The sequence below is a fragment of the Streptomyces sp. KMM 9044 genome (assembly GCF_024701375.2).
Classification (GTDB): domain Bacteria; phylum Actinomycetota; class Actinomycetes; order Streptomycetales; family Streptomycetaceae; genus Streptomyces.
Genome location: NZ_CP113910.1, coordinates 6,097,232 through 6,117,606, shown reverse-complemented (window position 1 = coordinate 6,117,606; position 20,375 = coordinate 6,097,232). Strand labels below are relative to the sequence as shown.

14 protein-coding genes are annotated in these 20,375 nt (G+C 69.9%); 7 read left to right on the top strand and 7 right to left on the bottom strand.

Annotated features, from left to right (window positions below):
• Positions 1-83: 83 nt before the first annotated feature.
• Positions 84-1,850: a proteasome ATPase gene (gene arc, locus HUV60_RS27660; protein WP_257849900.1), complete on the bottom strand. Its 1,767-nt coding sequence runs from the start codon at positions 1,848-1,850 to the stop codon at positions 84-86.
• Positions 1,851-2,111: 261 nt separating this feature from the next.
• Between arc and HUV60_RS27655 the strand changes: the two genes are divergently transcribed.
• Positions 2,112-2,417, top strand: a complete 306-nt coding sequence (locus HUV60_RS27655; RefSeq protein WP_257849899.1) for a ferredoxin — start codon at positions 2,112-2,114, stop codon at positions 2,415-2,417.
• Between the two features lie 121 nt (positions 2,418-2,538).
• On the opposite strand, the gene HUV60_RS27650 is transcribed toward HUV60_RS27655, so the two are convergent.
• The 3 genes from HUV60_RS27650 to HUV60_RS27640 all read right to left on the bottom strand — a co-directional run bounded on the left by HUV60_RS27650 (position 2,539) and on the right by HUV60_RS27640 (position 6,129).
• Positions 2,539-3,117, bottom strand: a complete 579-nt coding sequence (locus HUV60_RS27650) for a hypothetical protein (RefSeq protein ID WP_257849898.1) — start codon at positions 3,115-3,117, stop codon at positions 2,539-2,541.
• 208 nt (positions 3,118-3,325) lie between these two features.
• Positions 3,326-4,228: a tRNA (adenine-N1)-methyltransferase gene (locus HUV60_RS27645; RefSeq protein WP_257849897.1), complete on the bottom strand. Its 903-nt coding sequence runs from the start codon at positions 4,226-4,228 to the stop codon at positions 3,326-3,328.
• A 71-nt stretch (positions 4,229-4,299) separates the two neighbouring features.
• Complete coding sequence (locus HUV60_RS27640) at positions 4,300-6,129, bottom strand: site-2 protease family protein (protein ID WP_257849896.1); 1,830 nt, start codon at positions 6,127-6,129, stop codon at positions 4,300-4,302.
• Positions 6,130-6,338: 209 nt separating this feature from the next.
• On the opposite strand from HUV60_RS27640, the gene HUV60_RS27635 reads away from it, so the two are divergent.
• A complete protein-coding gene (locus HUV60_RS27635) occupies positions 6,339-7,310 on the top strand; it encodes a RecB family exonuclease (RefSeq protein ID WP_257849895.1) in 972 nt (323 codons plus the stop codon).
• Between the two features lie 70 nt (positions 7,311-7,380).
• Positions 7,381-8,052: a response regulator gene (locus tag HUV60_RS27630; RefSeq protein WP_257849894.1), complete on the top strand. Its 672-nt coding sequence runs from the start codon at positions 7,381-7,383 to the stop codon at positions 8,050-8,052.
• A 106-nt stretch (positions 8,053-8,158) separates the two neighbouring features.
• Here HUV60_RS27630 and HUV60_RS27625 read toward each other — a convergent pair whose 3' ends face one another.
• The 3 genes from HUV60_RS27625 to metH form a co-directional block, all read right to left on the bottom strand.
• Positions 8,159-9,760, bottom strand: coding sequence for an ABC transporter substrate-binding protein (locus HUV60_RS27625; protein WP_257849892.1), 1,602 nt, complete (start codon positions 9,758-9,760; stop codon positions 8,159-8,161).
• A gap of 418 nt (positions 9,761-10,178) precedes the next feature.
• Positions 10,179-10,946 (bottom strand): HAD family hydrolase, encoded by a 768-nt coding sequence (locus HUV60_RS27620; protein WP_257849891.1) that lies wholly within the window; start codon positions 10,944-10,946, stop codon positions 10,179-10,181.
• A gap of 222 nt (positions 10,947-11,168) precedes the next feature.
• A complete protein-coding gene (gene metH, locus HUV60_RS27615) occupies positions 11,169-14,681 on the bottom strand; it encodes a methionine synthase (RefSeq protein WP_257849890.1) in 3,513 nt (1,170 codons plus the stop codon).
• 317 nt (positions 14,682-14,998) lie between these two features.
• On the opposite strand from metH, the gene HUV60_RS27610 reads away from it, so the two are divergent.
• The 4 genes from HUV60_RS27610 (at position 14,999) to HUV60_RS27595 (ending at position 20,200) form a co-directional block, all read left to right on the top strand.
• A complete protein-coding gene (locus HUV60_RS27610; RefSeq protein WP_257849889.1) occupies positions 14,999-15,763 on the top strand; it encodes an IclR family transcriptional regulator in 765 nt (254 codons plus the stop codon).
• A 364-nt stretch (positions 15,764-16,127) separates the two neighbouring features.
• A complete protein-coding gene (locus tag HUV60_RS27605; protein WP_257849888.1) occupies positions 16,128-16,919 on the top strand; it encodes an MIP/aquaporin family protein in 792 nt (263 codons plus the stop codon).
• An 86-nt stretch (positions 16,920-17,005) separates the two neighbouring features.
• Positions 17,006-18,565 (top strand): glycerol kinase GlpK, encoded by a 1,560-nt coding sequence (glpK, locus tag HUV60_RS27600; RefSeq protein ID WP_443047434.1) that lies wholly within the window; start codon positions 17,006-17,008, stop codon positions 18,563-18,565.
• Positions 18,566-18,583: 18 nt separating this feature from the next.
• Complete coding sequence (locus tag HUV60_RS27595) at positions 18,584-20,200, top strand: glycerol-3-phosphate dehydrogenase/oxidase (protein WP_257849887.1); 1,617 nt, start codon at positions 18,584-18,586, stop codon at positions 20,198-20,200.
• The last annotated feature ends 175 nt before the right edge of the window (positions 20,201-20,375 follow it).

Below are 20,375 nucleotides of genomic sequence, written 5' to 3'. Positions count from 1 at the left end.
CGTCATTGCTGCGTTCCGCTGGCGACTGCAGAAAACAGTCGGCTGCGGGTACCCACCGAGGGCACCCGCAGCCGCCCTGCTTTTTACAGGTACTGACCGGTGTTTGCCACCGTGTCGATGGAGCGTCCGGTGTCCGAGCCCTGCTTTCCGGTGATGAGGGTGCGGATGTACACGATCCGTTCGCCCTTCTTGCCGGAGATCCGGGCCCAGTCGTCGGGGTTGGTGGTGTTGGGCAGGTCCTCGTTCTCCTTGAACTCGTCCACGCAGGCCTGGAGCAGGTGGGAGACGCGGAGGCCCTTCTGGCTCTTCTCGAGGAAGTCCTTGATCGCCATCTTCTTGGCGCGGCCGACGATGTTCTCGATCATGGCGCCGGAGTTGAAGTCCTTGAAGTAGAGGACTTCCTTGTCTCCGTTGGCGTAGGTGACTTCCAGGAAGCGGTTCTCCTCGGTTTCGGCGTACATGTGTTCCACGGCGGTCTGGATCATGCTCTGGACCGTGACGTCCCGATCGCTGCCGTGCTCGGCGAGGTCGTCGCCGTGCAGCGGGAGTCGCTGGGTGAGGTACTTGCCGAAGATGTCCTTGGCCGCCTCGGCGTCCGGACGTTCGATCTTGATCTTCACGTCGAGCCGGCCGGGTCGCAGGATGGCGGGGTCGATCATGTCCTCACGGTTGGAGGCACCGATCACGACCACGTTCTGCAGGCCCTCCACGCCGTCGATCTCGGCGAGGAGCTGCGGGACGATCGTGTTCTCCACGTCGGAGCTGACGCCGGAGCCGCGGGTGCGGAAGAGGGATTCCATCTCGTCGAAGAAGACGATGACGGGGGTGCCCTCGCTGGCCTTCTCGCGGGCCCGCTGGAAGACGAGGCGGATCTGCCGCTCGGTCTCGCCGACGTACTTGTTGAGGAGCTCGGGGCCCTTGATGTTGAGGAAGAAGCTCTTGCCGGCGGCCACTCCGGTCACTTCGGCGACCTTCTTGGCCAGCGAGTTGGCCACGGCCTTGGCGATGAGCGTCTTGCCGCATCCCGGGGGCCCGTAGAGCAGGACACCCTTGGGCGGACGCAGTTCGTGCTCCTTGAACAGGTCCGGGTAGAGGTAGGGCAGCTCGACGGCGTCGCGGATGGCTTCGATCTGGTTGCCGAGGCCGCCGATCTGCTCGTAACCGATGTCGGGGACTTCCTCGAGGACGAGCTCCTCGACCTCGCTCTTGGGGACGACCTCGTAGACGTACCCGGAGCGGGGTTCGAGCAGGAGCGCGTCGCCGGGGCGGATGGTGACGCCCAGCAGCGGCTCGGCGAGCCGGACCACACGCTCCTCGTCGGTGTGGCCGAGGACGAGTGCTCGTTCGCCGTCCTCGAGGATCTCCTTGAGGGTGACGATGTCGCCGACGCGCTCGAACTCCATGGCCTCGACCACGTTGAGCGCTTCGTTGAGCATCACTTCCTGGCCACGCCGGAGCCCGTCGAGGTCGACGCCGGGGCTCACGTTCACCCGGAGTTTTCTGCCGCCGGTGAAGATGTCGGCGGTGCCGTCCTCGTTCGCCATGAGGAAGACCCCGAAGCCGGCCGGGGGCTGTGCGAGCCGGTCGACCTCCTCCTTGAGGGCCACGATCTGGTCGCGGGCCTCGCGGAGCGTGCCGGCGAGTCGTTCGTTCTGGGCGGACACGCCGGCCAGGTTGGTCTGCAGCTCGACGATCCGCTCTTCGAGAATCCTCGTGTGTCGCGGAGAGTCGGCGAGCTTGCGGCGCAGGACGGCGATCTCCTGCTCGAGATAGGCAATCTGCCCGGCCGGGTCCTCGGACCCGCGTCCCGGGCGGATGCCGCGGTTCATGTCGTCGTCGTGGGCTGCCACGGTCCTCACCTCCTCCAAGGGGAGCTGGACGCTTCCAGACCCTACCTGGGCGGGTGTCGATTGAAACCCCTAGATCACAAAGACGGTCGGGGTGTGTCCGATCTTCACCCTTGCGCTCTCCCTCACGCCAGGGGAATACCCACCGAGGGTGACGGGAACCCCGGCAAAGGTAGGGTCGATGTGTTCAACACCCGTCGGAGCTGGCCGGATTCCCGTGCGGCCCGACACATGGGACCGGGACACCGGGAGACGTCAGGAGAGATGAGCGTGCAGCAGGAGGCCGGAGCCGAGGGCGAGGACCTGGAGGTCTGGATCGACCAGGACCTGTGTACCGGCGACGGCATCTGCGCACAGTACGCGCCCGAGGTGTTCGAGCTGGACATCGACGGGCTGGCGTATGTGAAGGGTCCGGACGACGAGTTGTTGCAGGCCGCGGGGGCGGCGACGCACGTGCCGCTGCCGATTGTCACGGATGTGGTCGATTCCGCGAAGGAGTGCCCGGGCGAGTGCATCCACGTGCGTCGGGTGGCGGACGGCGTGGAGGTGTACGGCCCGGACGCCTGGTGACCGGTTCCGTACCACTCGTCACCCTGTCCGCTTCCTCACACGCGCTCCGGTGCTCCGGAGCGCGTATGTGCGTGCACCGGGACGTGCTCTTCGGGTTCCGCGTGGTCTGCCCGTGCCCGGTTCAGACGCTCCGGGCGCCGGAGGGCTCGGACTGGACGAACGCCCCGTTGTCCCAGTGCCACTTCACGCTCGTGCGCACGTCGGGGCAGCAACGGGGTACGTCGGGGGACGAGTAGCCGAGGAGTGCCGCGGTGATGTCGCCGTCACGCACGGCGAAGTCGTCGACGTTGGTGCGGTCCTGGGGGTCGACGAGGGTGGCCACGACGCGGGGCGTGGCGGCTCCGGCGGCCTGGGTCAGCACGTACATGCCGTCGGGCGGGGTACCCATGGAGGCGTCGCAGTGGACGGCCGCCACCGTCTCGGGGCGGCCGTCGCCGTCCAGGTCGCCGGCCGCGTGCTTCTTGACCACCACGTCCGCCGGACCGCACTTGAGCGGGAACTCCACGGCCGCCGGGTCGGGCGGTGCCGTGTGCGCGGGGGCGCTCTTCGTCTCCGGGGCGGGCGTCTGGGCCGCCGTCGCGGCTCTGGGCTGCATCAGGGAGGAGAGCGCCACCACGCCTGCGACGGCCGTGGCGGTGGCGACCCAGTGGATCGGGCGGGTGTGCGTGTGCGCGAGCTCCGGGACGGCGGATGACTGCACGAGGAGTGTCTCCTGTGAGAGCTGTGCCGGTGGGGTGGCCAGCATCGTGCCACACGTCACAGTGCGGGGGAACGGCGGGGTGTGCGGTGGTGACGGGGAGGCACCGTCCGATGCCGTCGCGTCAACACGGGAGCGCCGTGGCGCAGTTCCCCGTGTGGGCGGGGAACTGCGCCACGGCGCTCGTGCGTTGACGCGACGGCGGGCCGTGTCAGCGTGCGGTGCCCGCGTCGGCGTTGGGCCCCGAGTAGTCCTCGCCGTAGGCGCCCTTGGCGGGGCGGCGGCGGCGCATGGGGGGCTCCACGCCGTCGGCGAGGCGGCGGGCGGTGAGCAGGAAACCGGTGTGGCCGATCATCCGGTGGTCCGGGCGGACGGCGAGACCTTCGACGTGCCAGTTGCGGATCATCGATTCCCAGGCGGTCGGCTCGTTGAAGGAGCCGATCTCGCGGATGGACTCGACGGTCCGGGCGAGCTGGGTGGTGGTCGCGACGTAGCAGCAGAGGATGCCGCCGGGGACGAGGGCCTTGGAGACGGCCTCCAGGCATTCCCAGGGGGCGAGCATGTCGAGGACGACCCGGTCGACCTCGGTGTCGGACAGGTTGTCCTGGAGGTCGCCGACGGTGAGCTGCCAGGCGGGGTGCGGGCCGCCGAAGTAGCGCTCCACGTTCGCCCGGGCGATCTCGGCGAAGTCCTCGCGGCGTTCATAGCTGTGCAGCATGCCCTGGTCGCCGATGGCGCGCAGCAGGAAGCTGCTGAGTGAGCCGGAGCCGACCCCGGCCTCCACCACGCGGGCGCCGGGGAAGATGTCGGCGAAGGCGAGGATCTGTCCCGCGTCCTTCGGGTAGACGACGGCTGCCCCACGGGGCATGGACAGGACGTAGTCGGGGAGCAGGGGGCGCAGCGCGAGGTAGGCGACGTTCCCGGTGGTGCGGACAACGCTGCCCTCGGGTGCGCCGATCAGCTCGTCGTGGGGGAAGGAACCCTTGTGGGTGTGGAAGTTCTTCCCGGCCTCGAGCGTGAACGTGTAGTGGCGGCCCTTGGGGTCGGTCAGCTGTACCTGGTCCCCGACCTTGAAGGGCCCGCGGCGGCGGGCGGCACCGGTCGGTTCGGACATGTGAGCAGCCTACCGGTCCCGACGCGGGCCGCTGACCACCCCGGGGGTACGGGGGAGGGCAGCGGGGGGCGTCAGGCGGGGCGGGCCATGGCCTTGACGAAGGCGCGCTCGACGTCGGCCGCGGACAGGACGCCGTAGATCTCGCCGGTCGCCTCGACGACCAGGTACTCGGTGGCGGGAGCGGCCCGCAGGGCTTCGAGGAGCTCCTCCCCCGCGAGTTCGGCGGAGACGCGCATGCCGTCGGTGAGGTCTTGGGCGAGCCCGCCGACCGCGACCCAGGGGCGACGGTGCTCGGGTACGCCGACGATGGCGGCCTCGCGCACCAGGGACAGCGGGGTGCCGTCGAGGTCGACGACGACGAGAGCGCGGGCTCCGGCGACGTTGGCGCGGCGCAGCGCCTCGGAGAGGGGGGTGTCGGTCTCGACGGGCACCGCGCGGCGGGTCAGGGCGCGGGCGCGCAGTTCCGGCAGGTGCTCGCGCAGGCGGGCCATGCGCAGGCTGTTGCCGGCGCCGGTCCAGATGATCGCCGCGAGGATGGCGGCGAGCAGGGCGTCGAGGACGGTGTCCATGCCCACGCTGTCGGCGGCGTCGGAGCCGAGGGCTCCGGACTGGGTGAGCAGGGGGAGGCCGATCAGGACCGAGATGGCGAGGGCGCGGCCGACCCAGGCGGCGGCGACGGTGCCGCTCATCGGCTTGCCGGTGATCTTCCAGACGACCGCGCGGAGCATGCGTCCGCCGTCGAGGGGGAGGCCGGGCAGGAGGTTGAAGACGGCGACGATGAGGTTGGAGATCATCAGGCCGGCCAGCAGGACGCCGGGCACGGAGCCGGGGTCCACCGCGAGCAGTCCGAGGTAGAACAGGCCGGACAGGACGAGGGAGAGCAGCGGTCCCACGAAGGCGAGCACGAACTCCCGTCCGGGTGTCTCGGCCTCCTTCTCGATCTCGGAGACGCCTCCGAAGAACTGGAGCTGGATGCGGCGCACCGGGAGCTTGAAGCGGAGGGCGGCCAGTGTGTGGGCGAGTTCGTGGACCAGGACCGAGGCGTAGAAGGCGACGGCGAAGAACAGTGAGACCAGGTAGCTGGCGGCGCCGAGTTCGGGCAGCACTCGGTCGATCTGACCGCCGAAGACCCAGGTGATGAGGATGGCGACGAGGAACCAGCTGGGGGCGACGTAGACGGGCACACCGAACGGGCGCCCCATCAGCAGTCCTCCGCGCCTCTGCTGCTCCGGCGGGCGCCGCGGTACGGCTTCCTTGCCGGGCGCCGCGTGGGCGTGGATGCGGTCGGGGTGCCGCTGAGGCTTGTGGAACGGGTCGGGCCGGCGGGACTGGCCGGGGTCGGTCCGGCGGCCGGCGTGGCCCTCAGGCGCGTCGCCCTGGGCGACGCTCTCGTCCGGGCTCCGCGGGTCACGGTTCACCGCAGGCCGCACCGGGGCGGAGTGCTGCCCGGGTGTTCCGTTCCGAGCCGTGCTCCCGGTCTCCGCCGGGGTGCTGCGGGTCTGTGACACACCGTTTCCGGAGCTCGCCGGAGTGTGCTCGGCGGGCGGCGCGGCAGTCCGGCCGTCCACACCGTCCGCACCGTTCACGTTGCCCCCGTTGCCCGCATTACCCGCATTACCCGCATTACCCGCATTACCCGTGTTGCCCGCATTACCCGCATTACCCGTGTTGCCCGTGTTGCCCGCATTACCCGCATTACCCGTGTTGCCCGTGTTGCCCGTGTTGCCCGTGTTGCCCGTGTTGCCCATATCGTCGAAGGTGTCCGAGGTGGTCGGGGTGGGCTCGGCCGGGCCGGGGCGGTCTCCGTCCGTGGAGGGTTCGCCCACCGGGGACCCCGCGTGGCGCTCGGTCGACTCGTCGTTGCCGGAGCGCGGCTGCCCGCGTCCGCCGCTTGCGTCCACCGGTGTCCCCTCGTCGCTGCGTCTCCCGCGCCTGCCGGACGGGAGGGTCTCGAGTCGATGGTATGCGGCCCTCGCCGCACGTTTCGCCTCGGCACCCCTCGCCGTTCCCCTCCGTCACCGCGCCTGCTCCCCCTCTCCTTCCCCTTCTCCCCCTTTGGTCACCCTGCCGTGTGCGGTCACTGTCGGTGCCGGGCCGTAAGGTCGTGGACATGGAGACGAGCACCGGGGCCGCGGGGCGGTCCGAGAGCATGCCTGTCGTGGCTGCGGATGCGCCGGTCACGGCCGGGGAGGCGGCAACGGGAGGGGACACGGCGATGGCGACCGGAGCCACCGCGGCGCCTGCCGCGCGGCCCCCCGCGCCGCCCGCCTCGCTGTCCCCGTCGCGCGCCGGTGACTTCATGCAGTGTCCGCTGCTGTACCGGTTCCGGGTCATCGACCGGCTGCCGGAGAAGCCGAGCGAGGCGGCGACGCGGGGCACGCTGGTGCACGCGGTGCTGGAGCGTCTGTTCGACGCTCCGGCCGCCGAGCGCACCGTGCCGCGGGCGAAGGCTCTGGTCCCGGGGCAGTGGGACCGGCTGCGGAAGTCGCGTCCGGAGGTCGTGGAGCTGTTCGCCGAGGATCCGGAGGGTGAGCGGCTGGCGCGCTGGCTGGCGGAGGCGGAGCAGCTGGTGGAGCGCTGGTTCAGCCTGGAGGATCCGAGCCGCCTGGAGCCCGCCGAGCGGGAGCTGTTCGTGGAGGCCGAGCTGGATTCCGGGCTGCGGCTGCGCGGCATCATCGACCGGGTGGATGTGGCTCCCACCGGCGAGGTGCGGATCGTCGACTACAAGACGGGCAAGGCACCGCGGCCGGAGTACGCGGAGGGCGCGCTGTTCCAGATGAAGTTCTACGCCCTGGTGGTGTGGCGGCTGAAGCAGGTGATCCCGCGCCGGCTGCAGCTGGTGTACCTGGGCAGCGGGGATGTGCTGACGTACGACCCCGTCCGCGCGGATCTGGAGCGCGTCGAGCGCAAGCTGCTGGCGCTCTGGGAGGCGATCCGGCAGGCCACGGAGACGGGTGACTGGCGGCCTCGCCCCACCAAACTGTGCGGCTGGTGCGACCACCAGGCGCACTGCCCGGAGTTCGGCGGCACTCCCCCGCCTTATCCGCTGCCGGTGCGGACGACCGGGCCCGCCGTGGGCTGAGATGCCCCCGGACCCGGGCGGGACAGGGGACGCAGGGCAGAATGAGGGTGGACTAACGAAGGAGACTTACGTGGCCATCCGCGTCCTACTGGTCGATGACCAGCCGCTGCTGCGCACCGGCTTCCGGATGATTCTGGAGGCCGAGCAGGACATCGCGGTCGTCGGCGAGGCCGGGGACGGCCTCCAGGCCCAGGATCAGGTGCGGGCGCTGCAGCCCGATGTGGTGCTGATGGACATCCGCATGCCGCGGATGGACGGTGTGGAGGCGACCCGGCAGATCACCGGCCCCGAGCGGAACGGCCCGGCGAAGGTCCTGGTTCTGACGACGTTCGATCTCGACGAGTACGTGGTGGAGGCGCTGCGCGCGGGCGCCAGCGGCTTTCTGCTGAAGGACGCCCCGGCCAACGAGCTGGTGCAGGCGATCCGTGTGGTGGCCGACGGTGAGGCGATGCTCGCCCCGAGCATCACGCGCCGGCTGCTGGACAAGTACGCCACGCATCTGCCGTCCGGTGACGAGCCGGTGCCGGACACGCTGCACACGCTGACCGACCGTGAGGTCGAGGTGCTGAAGCTGGTGGCGCGGGGACTGTCCAACGCGGAGATCGCCGCGGACCTGTTCGTCAGCGAGACGACGGTGAAGACACACGTCGGTCATGTCCTGACGAAGCTCGGACTGCGCGACCGGGTGCAGGCCGCGGTGTACGCGTACGAGAGCGGGCTGGTGTGTCCGGGGGCGCAGTAGCGCCCACCCGCCGGTACGACAGACTCCGAGGGCGCCTGTGCCTCCCGGCTTGCGGGAGGCACAGGCGCCCTCGGAGTACGCGGGCCCGGTCCGGGTCCTTGTCGTGTCAGCCGCTCACGCCGCGTCCCAGCTCCCACAGCTGGAGCGAGGAGGAGGAGTTGACCAGGTACGCGGTCCCGATGATGTCGTCGTGCGCGGCGACGTACTGCTTGCCCTGCCACAGGGGCAGCACGGGCACGTCCTCGGCCACGATGTCCTGGATCTGGTTCAGGCTGTCGGCGGCGGACAGCCGGTCGGCCTGACGGCGGGACTCCGGGATCAGTTCCTTGCGGATCTCGGAGTTGGCGTACGGCGAATTGAGGAAGTTGTCCTCGTCCAGGAACGGCGCGATGAACGCGTCGGCGTCCGGGAAGTCGGGGAACCAGCCCATGCCGTAGACGTCGAACTTGCCCTTCTGGCCGTCCGGCCGGAAGGTGTCCCAGGCCGCGCCCTTGATGTCGGTGTCGAACAGGCCGCTGTCGTTGAGCTGTTCGCTGAGCTGCTCGAACTCCGCCTTGGTGGCGGGACCGTAGTGGTCGGTCGTGTAGTGCAGCGTCATCTTCACCGGGGTGGTGATCCCGGCCTCCTCCAGCAGCTCGCGGGCCTTGGAGACGTCGGGGTCGCCGTACTTGTTGAAGAACGCGTTGGAGTGACCGGTGACGGACGCGGGAACCAGCGAGTACAGCGGTTCGGCCTGGGAGCCGTAGACCTTGGCGACCAGCTCGCTGCGGTTGACGGTCTGGGCCATGGCCTGGCGGACGGCCTTGGTCTCCACGCTGGGGGCCTTGGTGTTGAAGGCCAGGTAGCGGATCTCCAGACCCGGCGACTCGACCAGGTCGACGGCGCCCTCGGAGGCGTTGGCAAGCTCCTGGATCTGCTCCGGCGACATGCTGCGGGTCATGACGTCGATGTCATCGGCCTCGAGTGCTTCGCCCATGGCTTCGGCGCTCTCGTAGGAGCGCATCTCGATCTTGTCGTGGCCGACCTTCAGGGAACCCTTGTAGAAGGGGTTCTTGGCATAGGTGACACTGACCAGTTCACCGCCCTCAACCTTGGTCTCGAAGGTGTACGGGCCCGACCCGTCGATCTCGAACCCTTCGCGCAGCTTGTCCCTGTCGTAGGAGTCCTCGGGAACGATGCCCGCGACCGGGGTGGACAGCTTGTACGGGAAGGTGGCGTCCGCCGACTTGAGGTGGAAGATCACCTCACGGTCGCCCTGCGTCTCGACGGTGTCGATGGTGGACAGCAGCGCGAACACACCGCTGTCGGACTGCACGGCGAGGGCACGGTCGATGGAGTACTTCACATCGGCGGCGGTGATGGAGTCACCGTTCGAGAACTTCAGGCCTTCGCGCAGGGTGCAGCTGTACCGCTCGTTGCCGGAGTCGGTGAAGCCGCAGGTCTCGGCCGCCTCGGGCACCGGTTCACCGTCGCCGCGCGGCTGGATGAGCAGGGTCTGCAGGGTCTGGCGCAGGATGTTCCAGGTACCGATGTCGTAGGCGTACGCGGGGTCGACCGGCGCGGGCGCGTCCTCCGTGGCGGTGAACCGGTCCGTGGTGCCGACGACGATCGCGTCGCCGCCGCTCCCGCCATCGGTGTCGCCGCAGCCGGCGAGTACCGGCGCGAGCAGTCCGATCGTGGCCGCCAGCACCAAAGTCTTGCGGTTCATGCTCGAGTTTCTCCAGAGCTGTCGACTCCGTGTATACGGCATACAGGGGGTGGTGCTACCGATCACGGGGATGGGGGCGATGTTCTCGCGACGAGATTAGTCCGCACCCGCGCGAAGGAGCGCCGCGGCCGGAGTTGAGCCTTCATCACGGAGTGGAACCGGGCGCGAACGCACCGGCGAACGTCGGCACGGCAAGATTGGTGCAGTGATCCACCAATCAGGACACAAGGGCACGCGAAGGCTTGCCGAAATAGGGCGGACAGCACATGATGACCTCCCTGTCGAGACTCTGAAAAGTGGTGAACATCACACACGAAATCCGGCCCGGCGGGACCGGAATTCAACGTTCGGTAGCCGTCCGAATTCCTTGGGGCACCCTCCGGGGCGGCCGGGGCACGAGCCCTTGGAATTCCTGCGCTTACGTCGCTCCACGCTCGGTGAACCCCTGGCGCACTTCCGTCATCAGGCCGTGCAGAAAGGTGAGGTCGACGGCTTCCAGCGAGGGGACGACGGTTCGCCTGGCGGCCGCCTCGATCGGAGCCGCCGAGGGCACCGCGACGACGTGGCAGCCCGCGGCCTCGGCGGAGGCGACACCGGTCGCCGTGTCCTCTACGACGGCGCACCGCAGGGGGTTCACGCCGAGTCCGACGGCGGCGGCCAGATACGGGTCGGGGTGCGGCTTGGTGCGCGGGACCTCGTCGCCGGCGACCGACAGTGCGAAGTGCTGGGGTCCCAGCGAGGTGAGCACCCGGTCGATGATGCGCCGGTGCGAGGCGGAGACCAGGGCTGTGGGGATGTCGTACTCGGCCAGCTCTGCCAGCAGCCGGGCTGCGCCGGGCATGAGCGGCAGGGTGTCGGCGATACGCTCCTCGAAGCCGTCGTTGAGCAGCACCGCCAGTTCGGCGAGGGGGATGTCGGCCCCGGTCGCCTCGATGAGGAAGCCCGCGCTGCGGGTCATGGGGCCGCCGACCACGACGTGGCGCCAGGAGTCGTCGAGGGTGTGGCCGAGGGAGGCGAACACCTCGACCTCGACGTCCCACCAGAAACCCTCGGTGTCGACCAGGGTGCCGTCCATGTCCAGGAACACGGCCTGGAGGGGGGATCCTCCGGCCGCGCGGGGCCCCCGCGGTCTGCCGGACCGGAGGGACGGGGAAAGGGCGCCGGGCGCGGGAACCGTACTGGTCATCCACATACCTCCGTCTAAGGGACGATCAGGCCGGTTCCCCTGAAGGGGAACCGGCCTGCGGTGGACCGACCATTGTACGTCGTGCGCGCCACGACCGCTTCCGGCGCCTCATGGCCCCCGGCGTGGGGCCGTGCCGTGAGGCGGTGCAGGAGCAGGCGCAGGGGGCGTCGGCCGCCCCCCTCGGGCCCGTCCGGCGGATCGTGCCGGACAGAGCCTGCAGGGTCAGCGGGCGTTGAAGTACTTGGCCTCCGGGTGATGGATCACAATGGCGTCCGTGGACTGTTCAGGATGCAGCTGGAACTCCTCGGACAGGTGGACGCCGATGCGCTCCGGCCGGAGCATCCCGGCGATCTTGGCGCGGTCCTCCAGGTCGGGGCAGGCGCCGTAGCCCAGTGAGAAGCGGGCGCCCCGGTACTTCAGGGCGAACATGTCCTCCATCACGGCCGGGTCCTCACCGGCGAACCCCAGTTCGGAACGCACGCGCGCGTGCCAGTACTCGGCGAGCGCCTCGGCCAGTTGCACGGACAGCCCGTGCAGCTCCAGGTAGTCACGGTAAGCGTTGGCCTCGAACATCCGCGCGGTCTCCTCGCCGATGCGGGAACCGACGGTGACGACCTGGAAGCCGACGACATCGGTCTCGCCGGACTCCTCCGGGCGGAAGAAGTCGGCCAGGCACAGCCGGCGGCCGCGACGCTGGCGGGGGAAGGTGAAGCGGGTGCGTTCGTTGCCCGCGTCGTCCAGGACGATCAGGTCGTCGTCCTTGGAGACGCACGGGAAGTAGCCGTACACCACGGCCGCCTCGAGCAGGTTGTCCGTCTGGAGCCGGTCCAGCAGGCCGCGCAGCCTGGGCCGGCCCTCGGTCTCCACGAGTTCCCCGTACGTCGGCCCGTCGCCGGCGCGGGCCTGCTTCAGGCCCCACTGGCCCTTGAACAGGGCACCCTCGTCGAGCCAGGACGCGTACTCCTTGAGCTGGATGCCCTTGATCACACGGGTGCCCCAGAACGGGGGTTCGGGGACCGGGTTGTCGACGGAGACGTCCGAGCGGAGGTGACCGGCCTCGGGGCGCTCGTCGATCTCCACGGTGGCCGCGCGGACCCGGCGCTGCTTCCGCTCCGGCAGCTGGGCGCCGGGCACGCCGCGCTTGATGCCGATGAGTGCGTCCATCAGGCGCAGGCCCTCGAAGGCGTCGCGGGCGTAGCGGACCTCGCCCTGGTAGATCTCGTGCAGGTCCTGTTCGACGTAGGCGCGGGTCAGTGCGGCGCCGCCGAGGATCACCGGGAAGTCGGCGGCCAGGCCGCGCTGGTTGAGCTCCTCCAGGTTCTCCTTCATGATCACTGTGGACTTCACCAGCAGTCCGGACATGCCGATGACATCGGCCCGGTGCTGAGCGGCGGCGTCCAGGATCGCCGAGACGGGCTGCTTGATGCCGAGGTTGACCACGTTGTAGCCGTTGTTCGACAGGATGATGTCGACCAGGTTCTTGCCGATGTCGTGGACGTCGCCGCGGACGGTGGCGAGCACGATGGTGCCCTTGCCGTCCTCGTCGGTCTTCTCCATGTGCGGTTCCAGGTGGGCGACCGCGTTCTTCATCACCTCTGCGGACTGGAGCACGAACGGGAGCTGCATCTGGCCGGAGCCGAACAGCTCACCGACCACCTTCATGCCGCCCAGCAGCGTGTCGTTGACGATGTCGAGGGCCTTGCGGGTCTCGAGCGCCTGGTCGAGGTCGGCCTCCAGGCCGTTTCGCTCGCCGTCGATGATCCGCCGTTTGAGGCGCTCGTCCAGCGGCAGCGCGGCCAGTTCCTCGGCCTTGCCGGCCTTCAGGGACTTGGCGGTGGCGCCCTCGAAGAGCTGCATGAGCTTCTGCAGCGGGTCGTAGCCCTCGCGGCGCCGGTCGTGGATGAGGTCGAGGGCGGTGGTGACCTCCTCCTCGCTGAAGCGGGCGATGGGCAGGATCTTCGACGCGTGCACGATCGCCGAGTCCAGTCCGGCCCTGACGCATTCGTCGAGGAAGACGGAGTTGAGCAGGATGCGGGCGGCCGGGTTGAGGCCGAAGGAGATGTTCGACAGTCCCAGGGTGGTCTGCACCTTGGGGTGGCGGCGCTTCAGCTCGCGGATGCCCTCGATGGTGGCGATGCCGTCCTTGCGGGACTCCTCCTGGCCGGTGCAGATGGTGAAGGTGAGGCAGTCGATGAGGATGTCCTCCTCGTGGATGCCCCAGTTGCCGGTCAGGTCGTCGATGAGACGTTCGGCGATCTCGACCTTCTTCCCGGCGGTGCGGGCCTGGCCCTCCTCGTCGATGGTCAGCGCGATCAGCGCCGCTCCGTGCTCCCCGGCCAGCTGCGCGACGCGCGCGAAGCGGGACTCGGGGCCGTCGCCGTCCTCGTAGTTCACCGAGTTGACGACCGCCCGGCCGCCGAGCTTCTCCAGGCCGGCCCGCAGGACGGGGACCTCGGTGGAGTCGAGCACGATCGGCAGGGTGGAGGCGGTGGCGAACCGGCCGGCGAGTTCCTCCATGTCGGCGACACCGTCGCGGCCGACGTAGTCGACGCACAGGTCGAGCATGTGCGCGCCCTCGCGGATCTGTTCGCGGGCCAGTTCCACGCAGTCGTCCCAGCGGCCCTCGAGCATGGCCTCGCGGAACTTCTTGGAGCCGTTGGCGTTGGTGCGCTCGCCGATCGCGAGGTACGAGGTGTCCTGACGGAAGGGCACGCTCTGGTAGAGGGAGGCGGCGCCCGGCTCCGGCTGGGGGGTGCGCTGGGGTGGGGTGACGTCCCGCACGCGTTCCACGAGTTGGCGCAGGTGTTCGGGGGTGGTGCCGCAGCAGCCGCCGACCAGGGACAGGCCGTAGTCGCGGACGAAGGTGTCCTGGGCGTCGGCCAGGCCCTCGGGGTCGAGCGGGAAGTGGGCGCCGTCCTTGGTGAGGACCGGCAGGCCGGCGTTGGGCATGCACAGCAGGGGGATACGGGAGTGCCGGGTGAGGTAGCGCAGGTGCTCGCTCATCTCGGCGGGGCCCGTGGAGCAGTTCAGGCCGATCATGTCGATGCCGAGCGGCTCCAGGGCGGTGAGCGCTGCGCCGATCTCGGAGCCCAGGAGCATGGTGCCGGTGGTCTCGAACGCCATGGAGGCCAGTAGCGGCACCTCGACGCCGGTCACCTCCATGGCGCGGCGGGCGCCGAGGACCGAGGCCTTGGTCTGCAGGAGGTCCTGGGTGGTCTCGACGATCAGCGCGTCGGCACCGCCCGCGAGCAGGCCCTCGGCGTTGGCCTGGTAGCCGTCGCGGATCGTGCCGTAGCCGATGTGACCGAGGGTCGGCAGCTTGGTGCCGGGTCCGATGGAGCCGAGTACCCAGCGGGTGCGGCCGTCGCGCGCGGCGTGCTCGTCGGCGGCCTCCCGGGCGAGGCGGGCGCCCGCCTCGGAGAGCTCGTGCACACGGTCGGCGATGTCGTACTCGGACGCGGCGCTGTGGTTGGCGCCGAAGGTGTTGGTCTCGACGCAGTCGACTCCGGCGTCGAAGTACTCGGAGTGGACCGAGCGGACGATGTCCGGGCGGGTCAGGTTCAGGATCTCGTTGCAGCCTTCGAGGTTCTCGAAGTCCTCGAGCGTGGGGTCCTGCGCCTGGAGCATGGTGCCCATCGCTCCGTCGGCGACCACCACGCGGGTGGCGAGGGCCTCTCGGAGCGCGGCCACACGGGCCCGGCTGTCGGGGGAAGGGGTCAGCGGCAACGAGGCCATGTAAAGGGCTCCCTCAGGTGCGACGGCTGTCGGCTTTGCGGCTGCCCGGAACGATCCCCGATGGAGCCTCCCGGGCAGGGGCACGCCGCCAGGGTATCGGGGACTGCGCCCCGATGTTCCGGGCGTCCACGGGGCGGACCATGATGGCGGGGCCCGGAATGCCCCGCGTACGGGTGAAGGAGCGGATCAGGCCACGGATCACGGCCGATGACGGCGGACCGTTGGCGAGAGGCCGACACCGAACGGTAGTGTTCGGCATTGCCGAACAGTGGCAGCGTCGCGGGGCGGCGGTCGGAGGGGACGGAGGCAGCACGGGGATGGCACGGAACATCCAGTCGCTCGAACGGGCGGCAGCGATGCTGCGCCTGCTGGCGGGCGGCGAGCGGCGGCTCGGCCTGTCGGACATCGCCTCGTCGCTGGGCCTCGCCAAGGGGACCGCCCACGGCATTCTGCGCACCCTCCAGCAGGAGGGCTTCGTCGAGCAGGACGACACCTCCGGGCGCTACCAGCTGGGCGCGGAACTGCTGCGCCTGGGCACCACGTATCTCGACGTGCACGAACTGCGGGCGCGCGCCCTGGTGTGGACGGACGACCTGGCCCGCTCCAGCGGCGAGAGCGTCTATCTGGGTGTGCTGCACCAACAGGGCGTACTGATCGTGCACCACGTGTTCCGGCCCGACGACAGCCGACAGGTCCTGGAGATCGGGGCCATGCAGCCGCTGCACTCCACGGCCCTGGGCAAGGTGCTGGCGGCCTACGACCCGGTGGCCCACAGCGAGGCGCTGGAGGCCGACCGCAAGGCGTTCACCGACCGTACGGCGTGCGACCCGGAGGCCTTCGAGCGGATCCTCGACCTCACCCGCGCGCGCGGATACGCGGCGGACGTCGAGGAGACCTGGGAGGGCGTGGCCTCGGTCGCGGCCCCCGTCCACGACAGACGGCGCATGCCGGTCGGCGCGGTCGGCGTCACGGGCGCGGTGGAGCGGCTGCGGCAGGACGGCGAGCTGCGGCCGGAACTGATCGCGGCGGTCCGCGACTGCGCCCGCTCGGTGTCGCGGGACCTGGGCGCCCGGCGCTTCTGAGCGCGGCGCGGACAGGGCCGGCACGACCGGCACGCAGGAGACCCCGGGCCGGGGCGCCGCAGGGCGTCCCGGCCGTCGTCGCACCCCCGACGGACAATTGAGACATACCACTGCGGATCGAATACCATAGATCGACATCCCGGGACCATCGATAACGATCGCGCTTCCGGCAACCAGACCCTTGACGCGCAGGCAGAGCAGAGAAAGACTCCCGTCCATCGGTCGGCATTGTCGAACACTTACCGGCAATACGCGTTAGAGTGTGACAACGCCAAAGGCCGACATCGCTCTCATCTCTGAGGGCGCCAATCCCCGGCGGGACCCGGGGGTCGGCTTCCCTGGACGAAGGACAAAGGAGTCGCGGGTGTCCAGCTCCGACATCTTCATCGGCGAGACCATCGGTACCGCCATACTCATCCTGCTCGGCGGCGGCGTGTGTGCCGCCGTGACCCTGAAAGCTTCCAAGGCCCGTAACGCCGGATGGCTCGCCATCGCCTTCGGGTGGGGCTTCGCCGTCATGACGGCCGTGTACATCTCGGCTCCACTCTCCGGAGCCCACCTCAACCCGGCCGTGACCGTGGCCCTCGCCATCAAGGACGGCGACTGGAGCAACGTTCCGGTCTATTTCGCCGGAGAGTTCCTCGGCGCGATGCTCGGCGCCGCCCTGGTCTGGCTGGCCTACTACGGCCAGTTCCAGGCACATCTCACCGACAGGGAGATCGTCGGCGACCCGGGCACGCAGGCCGACGTCAAGGCGGTCGAGGCCCAGGAGAAGGGCGCAGGCCCGGTGCTCGGCATCTTCTCCACCGGCCCGGAGATCCGCAACGCCGTGCAGAACCTCGCCACGGAGATCATCGGCACCTTCGTGCTGATCATCGCGGTGCTCGCCCAGGGCCTGAACGACGAGGGCAACGGCCTCGGCGTGCTGGGCGGTCTGATCACGGCCCTCGTGGTCGTCTCCATCGGTCTGTCGCTGGGCGGGCCGACCGGTTACGCGATCAACCCGGCCCGTGACCTCGGTCCGCGCATCGTGCACGCCCTCCTGCCGCTGCCCAACAAGGGCGGCTCCGACTGGTCCTACGCCTGGGTCCCGGTGGTCGGTCCGCTGATCGGCGGCGCGATCGCGGCGGGCGTCTACAACCTCGCCTTCGCCTGAAGGTGACTCCGCCGCCGCAGAACCCCCAGTCTTGTAGAAGCGCCGTACGCACAGCCCCGTAACCAAGGAACCTCCAGGAGCACACAGTGACCGACGACCACACCGCCGGCATCGCCTCCCACGGCCACGGTCCGTTCATCGCCGCCATCGACCAGGGCACGACCTCGTCACGCTGCATCGTCTTCGACCGCGACGGCCGCATCGTCTCCGTCGACCAGAAGGAGCACGAGCAGATCTTCCCCAAGCCGGGCTGGGTCGAGCACGACGCCACCGAGATCTGGACCAACGTCCGGGAAGTCGTCGCCGGCGCCGTCGAGAAGGCCGGCATCACCCGGGACGACATCAAGGCCATCGGCATCACCAACCAGCGCGAGACCACCGTGCTGTGGGACCGCAACACCGGTGAGCCGGTCCACCACGCCATCGTCTGGCAGGACACGCGTACCGACGCCCTCTGCCGCGAGCTCGGCCGCAACGTGGGGCAGGACCGTTTCCGCCGCGAGACCGGTCTGCCCCTCGCCTCCTACTTCGCCGGCCCCAAGGCCCGCTGGCTGCTCGACAACGTCGAGGGCCTCAAGGAGCGCGCCGAGGCCGGCGACATCCTCTTCGGCACCATGGACACCTGGGTCATCTGGAACCTGACCGGCGGCGTGGACGGCGGCAAGCACGTCACCGACGTCACCAACGCGTCCCGCACGATGCTGATGAACCTGCACACCATGCAGTGGGACAAGAAGATCGCCGAGTCCATCGGCGTGCCGACGGCAATGCTGCCCGAGATCCGTTCCTCCGCCGAGGTCTACGGCGAGATCAAGGGCGGGAGCCTGGGCGACCTGCTCGGCGGCATCCCGGTCGCCTCCGCGCTCGGCGACCAGCAGGCGGCCCTGTTCGGCCAGACCTGTTTCGCCGAGGGCGAGACCAAGTCGACGTACGGCACCGGCACCTTCATGGTGATGAACACCGGCGACAAGCTCATCAACTCCTACAGCGGGCTGCTGACCACCGTCGGCTACCAGATCGGCGACCAGAAGCCGGTCTACGCCCTCGAGGGCTCCATCGCCGTCACCGGTTCGCTGGTGCAGTGGATGCGCGACCAGATGGGTCTGATCTCCACCGCCGCCGAGATCGAGACCCTCGCGCTCTCGGTCGAGGACAACGGCGGCGCCTACTTCGTACCGGCCTTCTCCGGCCTGTTCGCCCCGTACTGGCGCTCCGACGCCCGCGGTGTGATCGCCGGCCTGACCCGGTACGTCACCAAGGCGCACATCGCGCGTGCCGTTCTGGAGGCCACCGCCTGGCAGACGCGGGAGATCGCCGACGCCATGACCAAGGACTCCGGCGTCGAGCTGACCGCCCTCAAGGTCGACGGCGGCATGACCTCCAACAACCTGCTGATGCAGACCCTCGCCGACTTCGTGGACGCGCCGGTGGTGCGCCCCATGGTCGCCGAGACCACCTGCCTCGGTGCCGCCTACGCCGCCGGCCTCGCCGTCGGCTTCTGGAACAACACCGACGACCTGCGCGCCAACTGGCGCCGGGCCGCCGAGTGGACCCCCCGCATGGACGCGGAGATCCGCGCCCGTGAGTACAAGAGCTGGCTCAAGGCCGTCGAGCGGACCATGGCCTGGCTCGAGGACGAAGACTGACGAGGAGCAAGACCCGCCATGACCACTCAGTCCACCCTGCAGTCCGTGCCTGCCCTGGGGACGCACCCGGCTTCCAGCTCGAACCCGAGCCGGGCCGAGACCCGGGAGCAGCTCTCCAAGGCGTCGTACGACCTCCTCGTGATCGGCGGCGGCATCCTGGGCATCTCCACCGCCTGGCACGCCGCGCAGTCCGGCCTCAGGGTGGCTCTGGTCGACGCCGGCGACTTCGCCGGCGCCACCTCCTCCGCTTCCTCCAAGCTTCTCCACGGCGGTCTGCGCTATCTGCAGACCGGCGCGGTGAGGCTGGTGGCGGAGAACCACTTCGAGCGCCGTGCGGTCTCCCGTCAGGTGGCACCCCATCTGGCGAATCCGCTCACGTTCTACCTCCCTGTGTACAAGGGCGGGCCGCACGGCGCGGCGAAGCTCGGAGCAGGTGTCTTCGCGTACTCGGCCCTGTCGGCCTTCGGTGACGGTGTGGGCCACCTGCTCTCCCCCGCCAAGGCCGCGCGGGACGTGCCGGAGCTGCGCACGGACAACCTCAAGGCCGTGGCCGTGTACGGCGACGACCAGATGAACGACGCGCGGATGGCTCTGATGACGGTCCGCGCAGCGGCCGAGTCGGGCACCGTCGTCCTCAACCACGCCGAGGTGACCGGTCTGCGGTTCACCAGGGGCCGGGTGACCGGTGCCGAGCTGCGCGACCGGCTCTCGGGCGACGAGTTCGGCGTCGACGCCCGTCTGGTGCTGAACGCGACCGGGCCCTGGGTCGATCACCTGCGCCGGATGGAGGACCCGAAGGCGGCGCCGTCCATCCGTCTGTCCAAGGGAGCGCACCTGGTCCTGAAGCGGACCTCCCCGTGGCGGGCCGCGCTGGCCACGCCGATCGACAAGTACCGCATCACCTTCGCCCTCCCCTGGGAGGACATGCTGCTGCTCGGTACGACCGACGAGGAGTTCGAGGGCGACCCGGCGGACGTCGCGGTCACCGAGAAGGACACCGCCCAGATACTCGACGAGGCCGCGTTCTCCATCCGCGACCAGCAGCTGGACCGTGACCTGGTCACGTACTCCTTCGCGGGCCTGCGGGTGCTGCCGGGCGGCCCCGGGGACACCTCGAAGGCCAAGCGCGAGACGGTCGTCAGTGAGGGGCGCGGCGGCATGCTGTCCGTCGCGGGCGGCAAGTGGACCACCTTCCGCCACATCGGCCGCACGGTGATGCGCAAGCTCCAGGAACTGCCCGGCCACCCGCTGGGCGACGCCTTCGAGCCCGTCGCGGCGCTGCCGAGCAAGCTGCCGCTGCCGGGGGTCGCCAACCCCCGCGCCGTCGCCCACCGGCTGCTGGTGGACGGCCCCGCGCCCGGCCCGCGCATGGGCGCGGACACCGCCCGGCACCTGGCCACCCACTACGGTTCGCTGGCCTTCGACATCGCCCGGCTGGCCAACGACGACCCGGCGCTGGCCCGGCGCGTCCACCCGGACGCCCCGGAGATCTGGGCGCAGGTCGTCTGGGCCCGGGACCACGAGTGGGCCGAGACGGTGGACGACGTGCTGCGTCGCCGTACGACGCTGACGATCCGGGGTCTTGCCACGGATGAGATCCGCGCGGAGGTCCAGGGCCTGTTCGACAAGAGGTGACCGCGCGGTCACCGGTCCTCCCGCGCGGAAGACGGTGCCGGGAAGGGGCGGCTTCGGACAGGTCCTGCGGATCTGTCCGAAGCCGCCCCTTCCCGGCGGTGGGACCGCCCCGGAGAGCTCGCGCCGGAGGGCCCGCTGCCCCGGAGACACCGGACGTCTGGTCCGTAGGGGATCC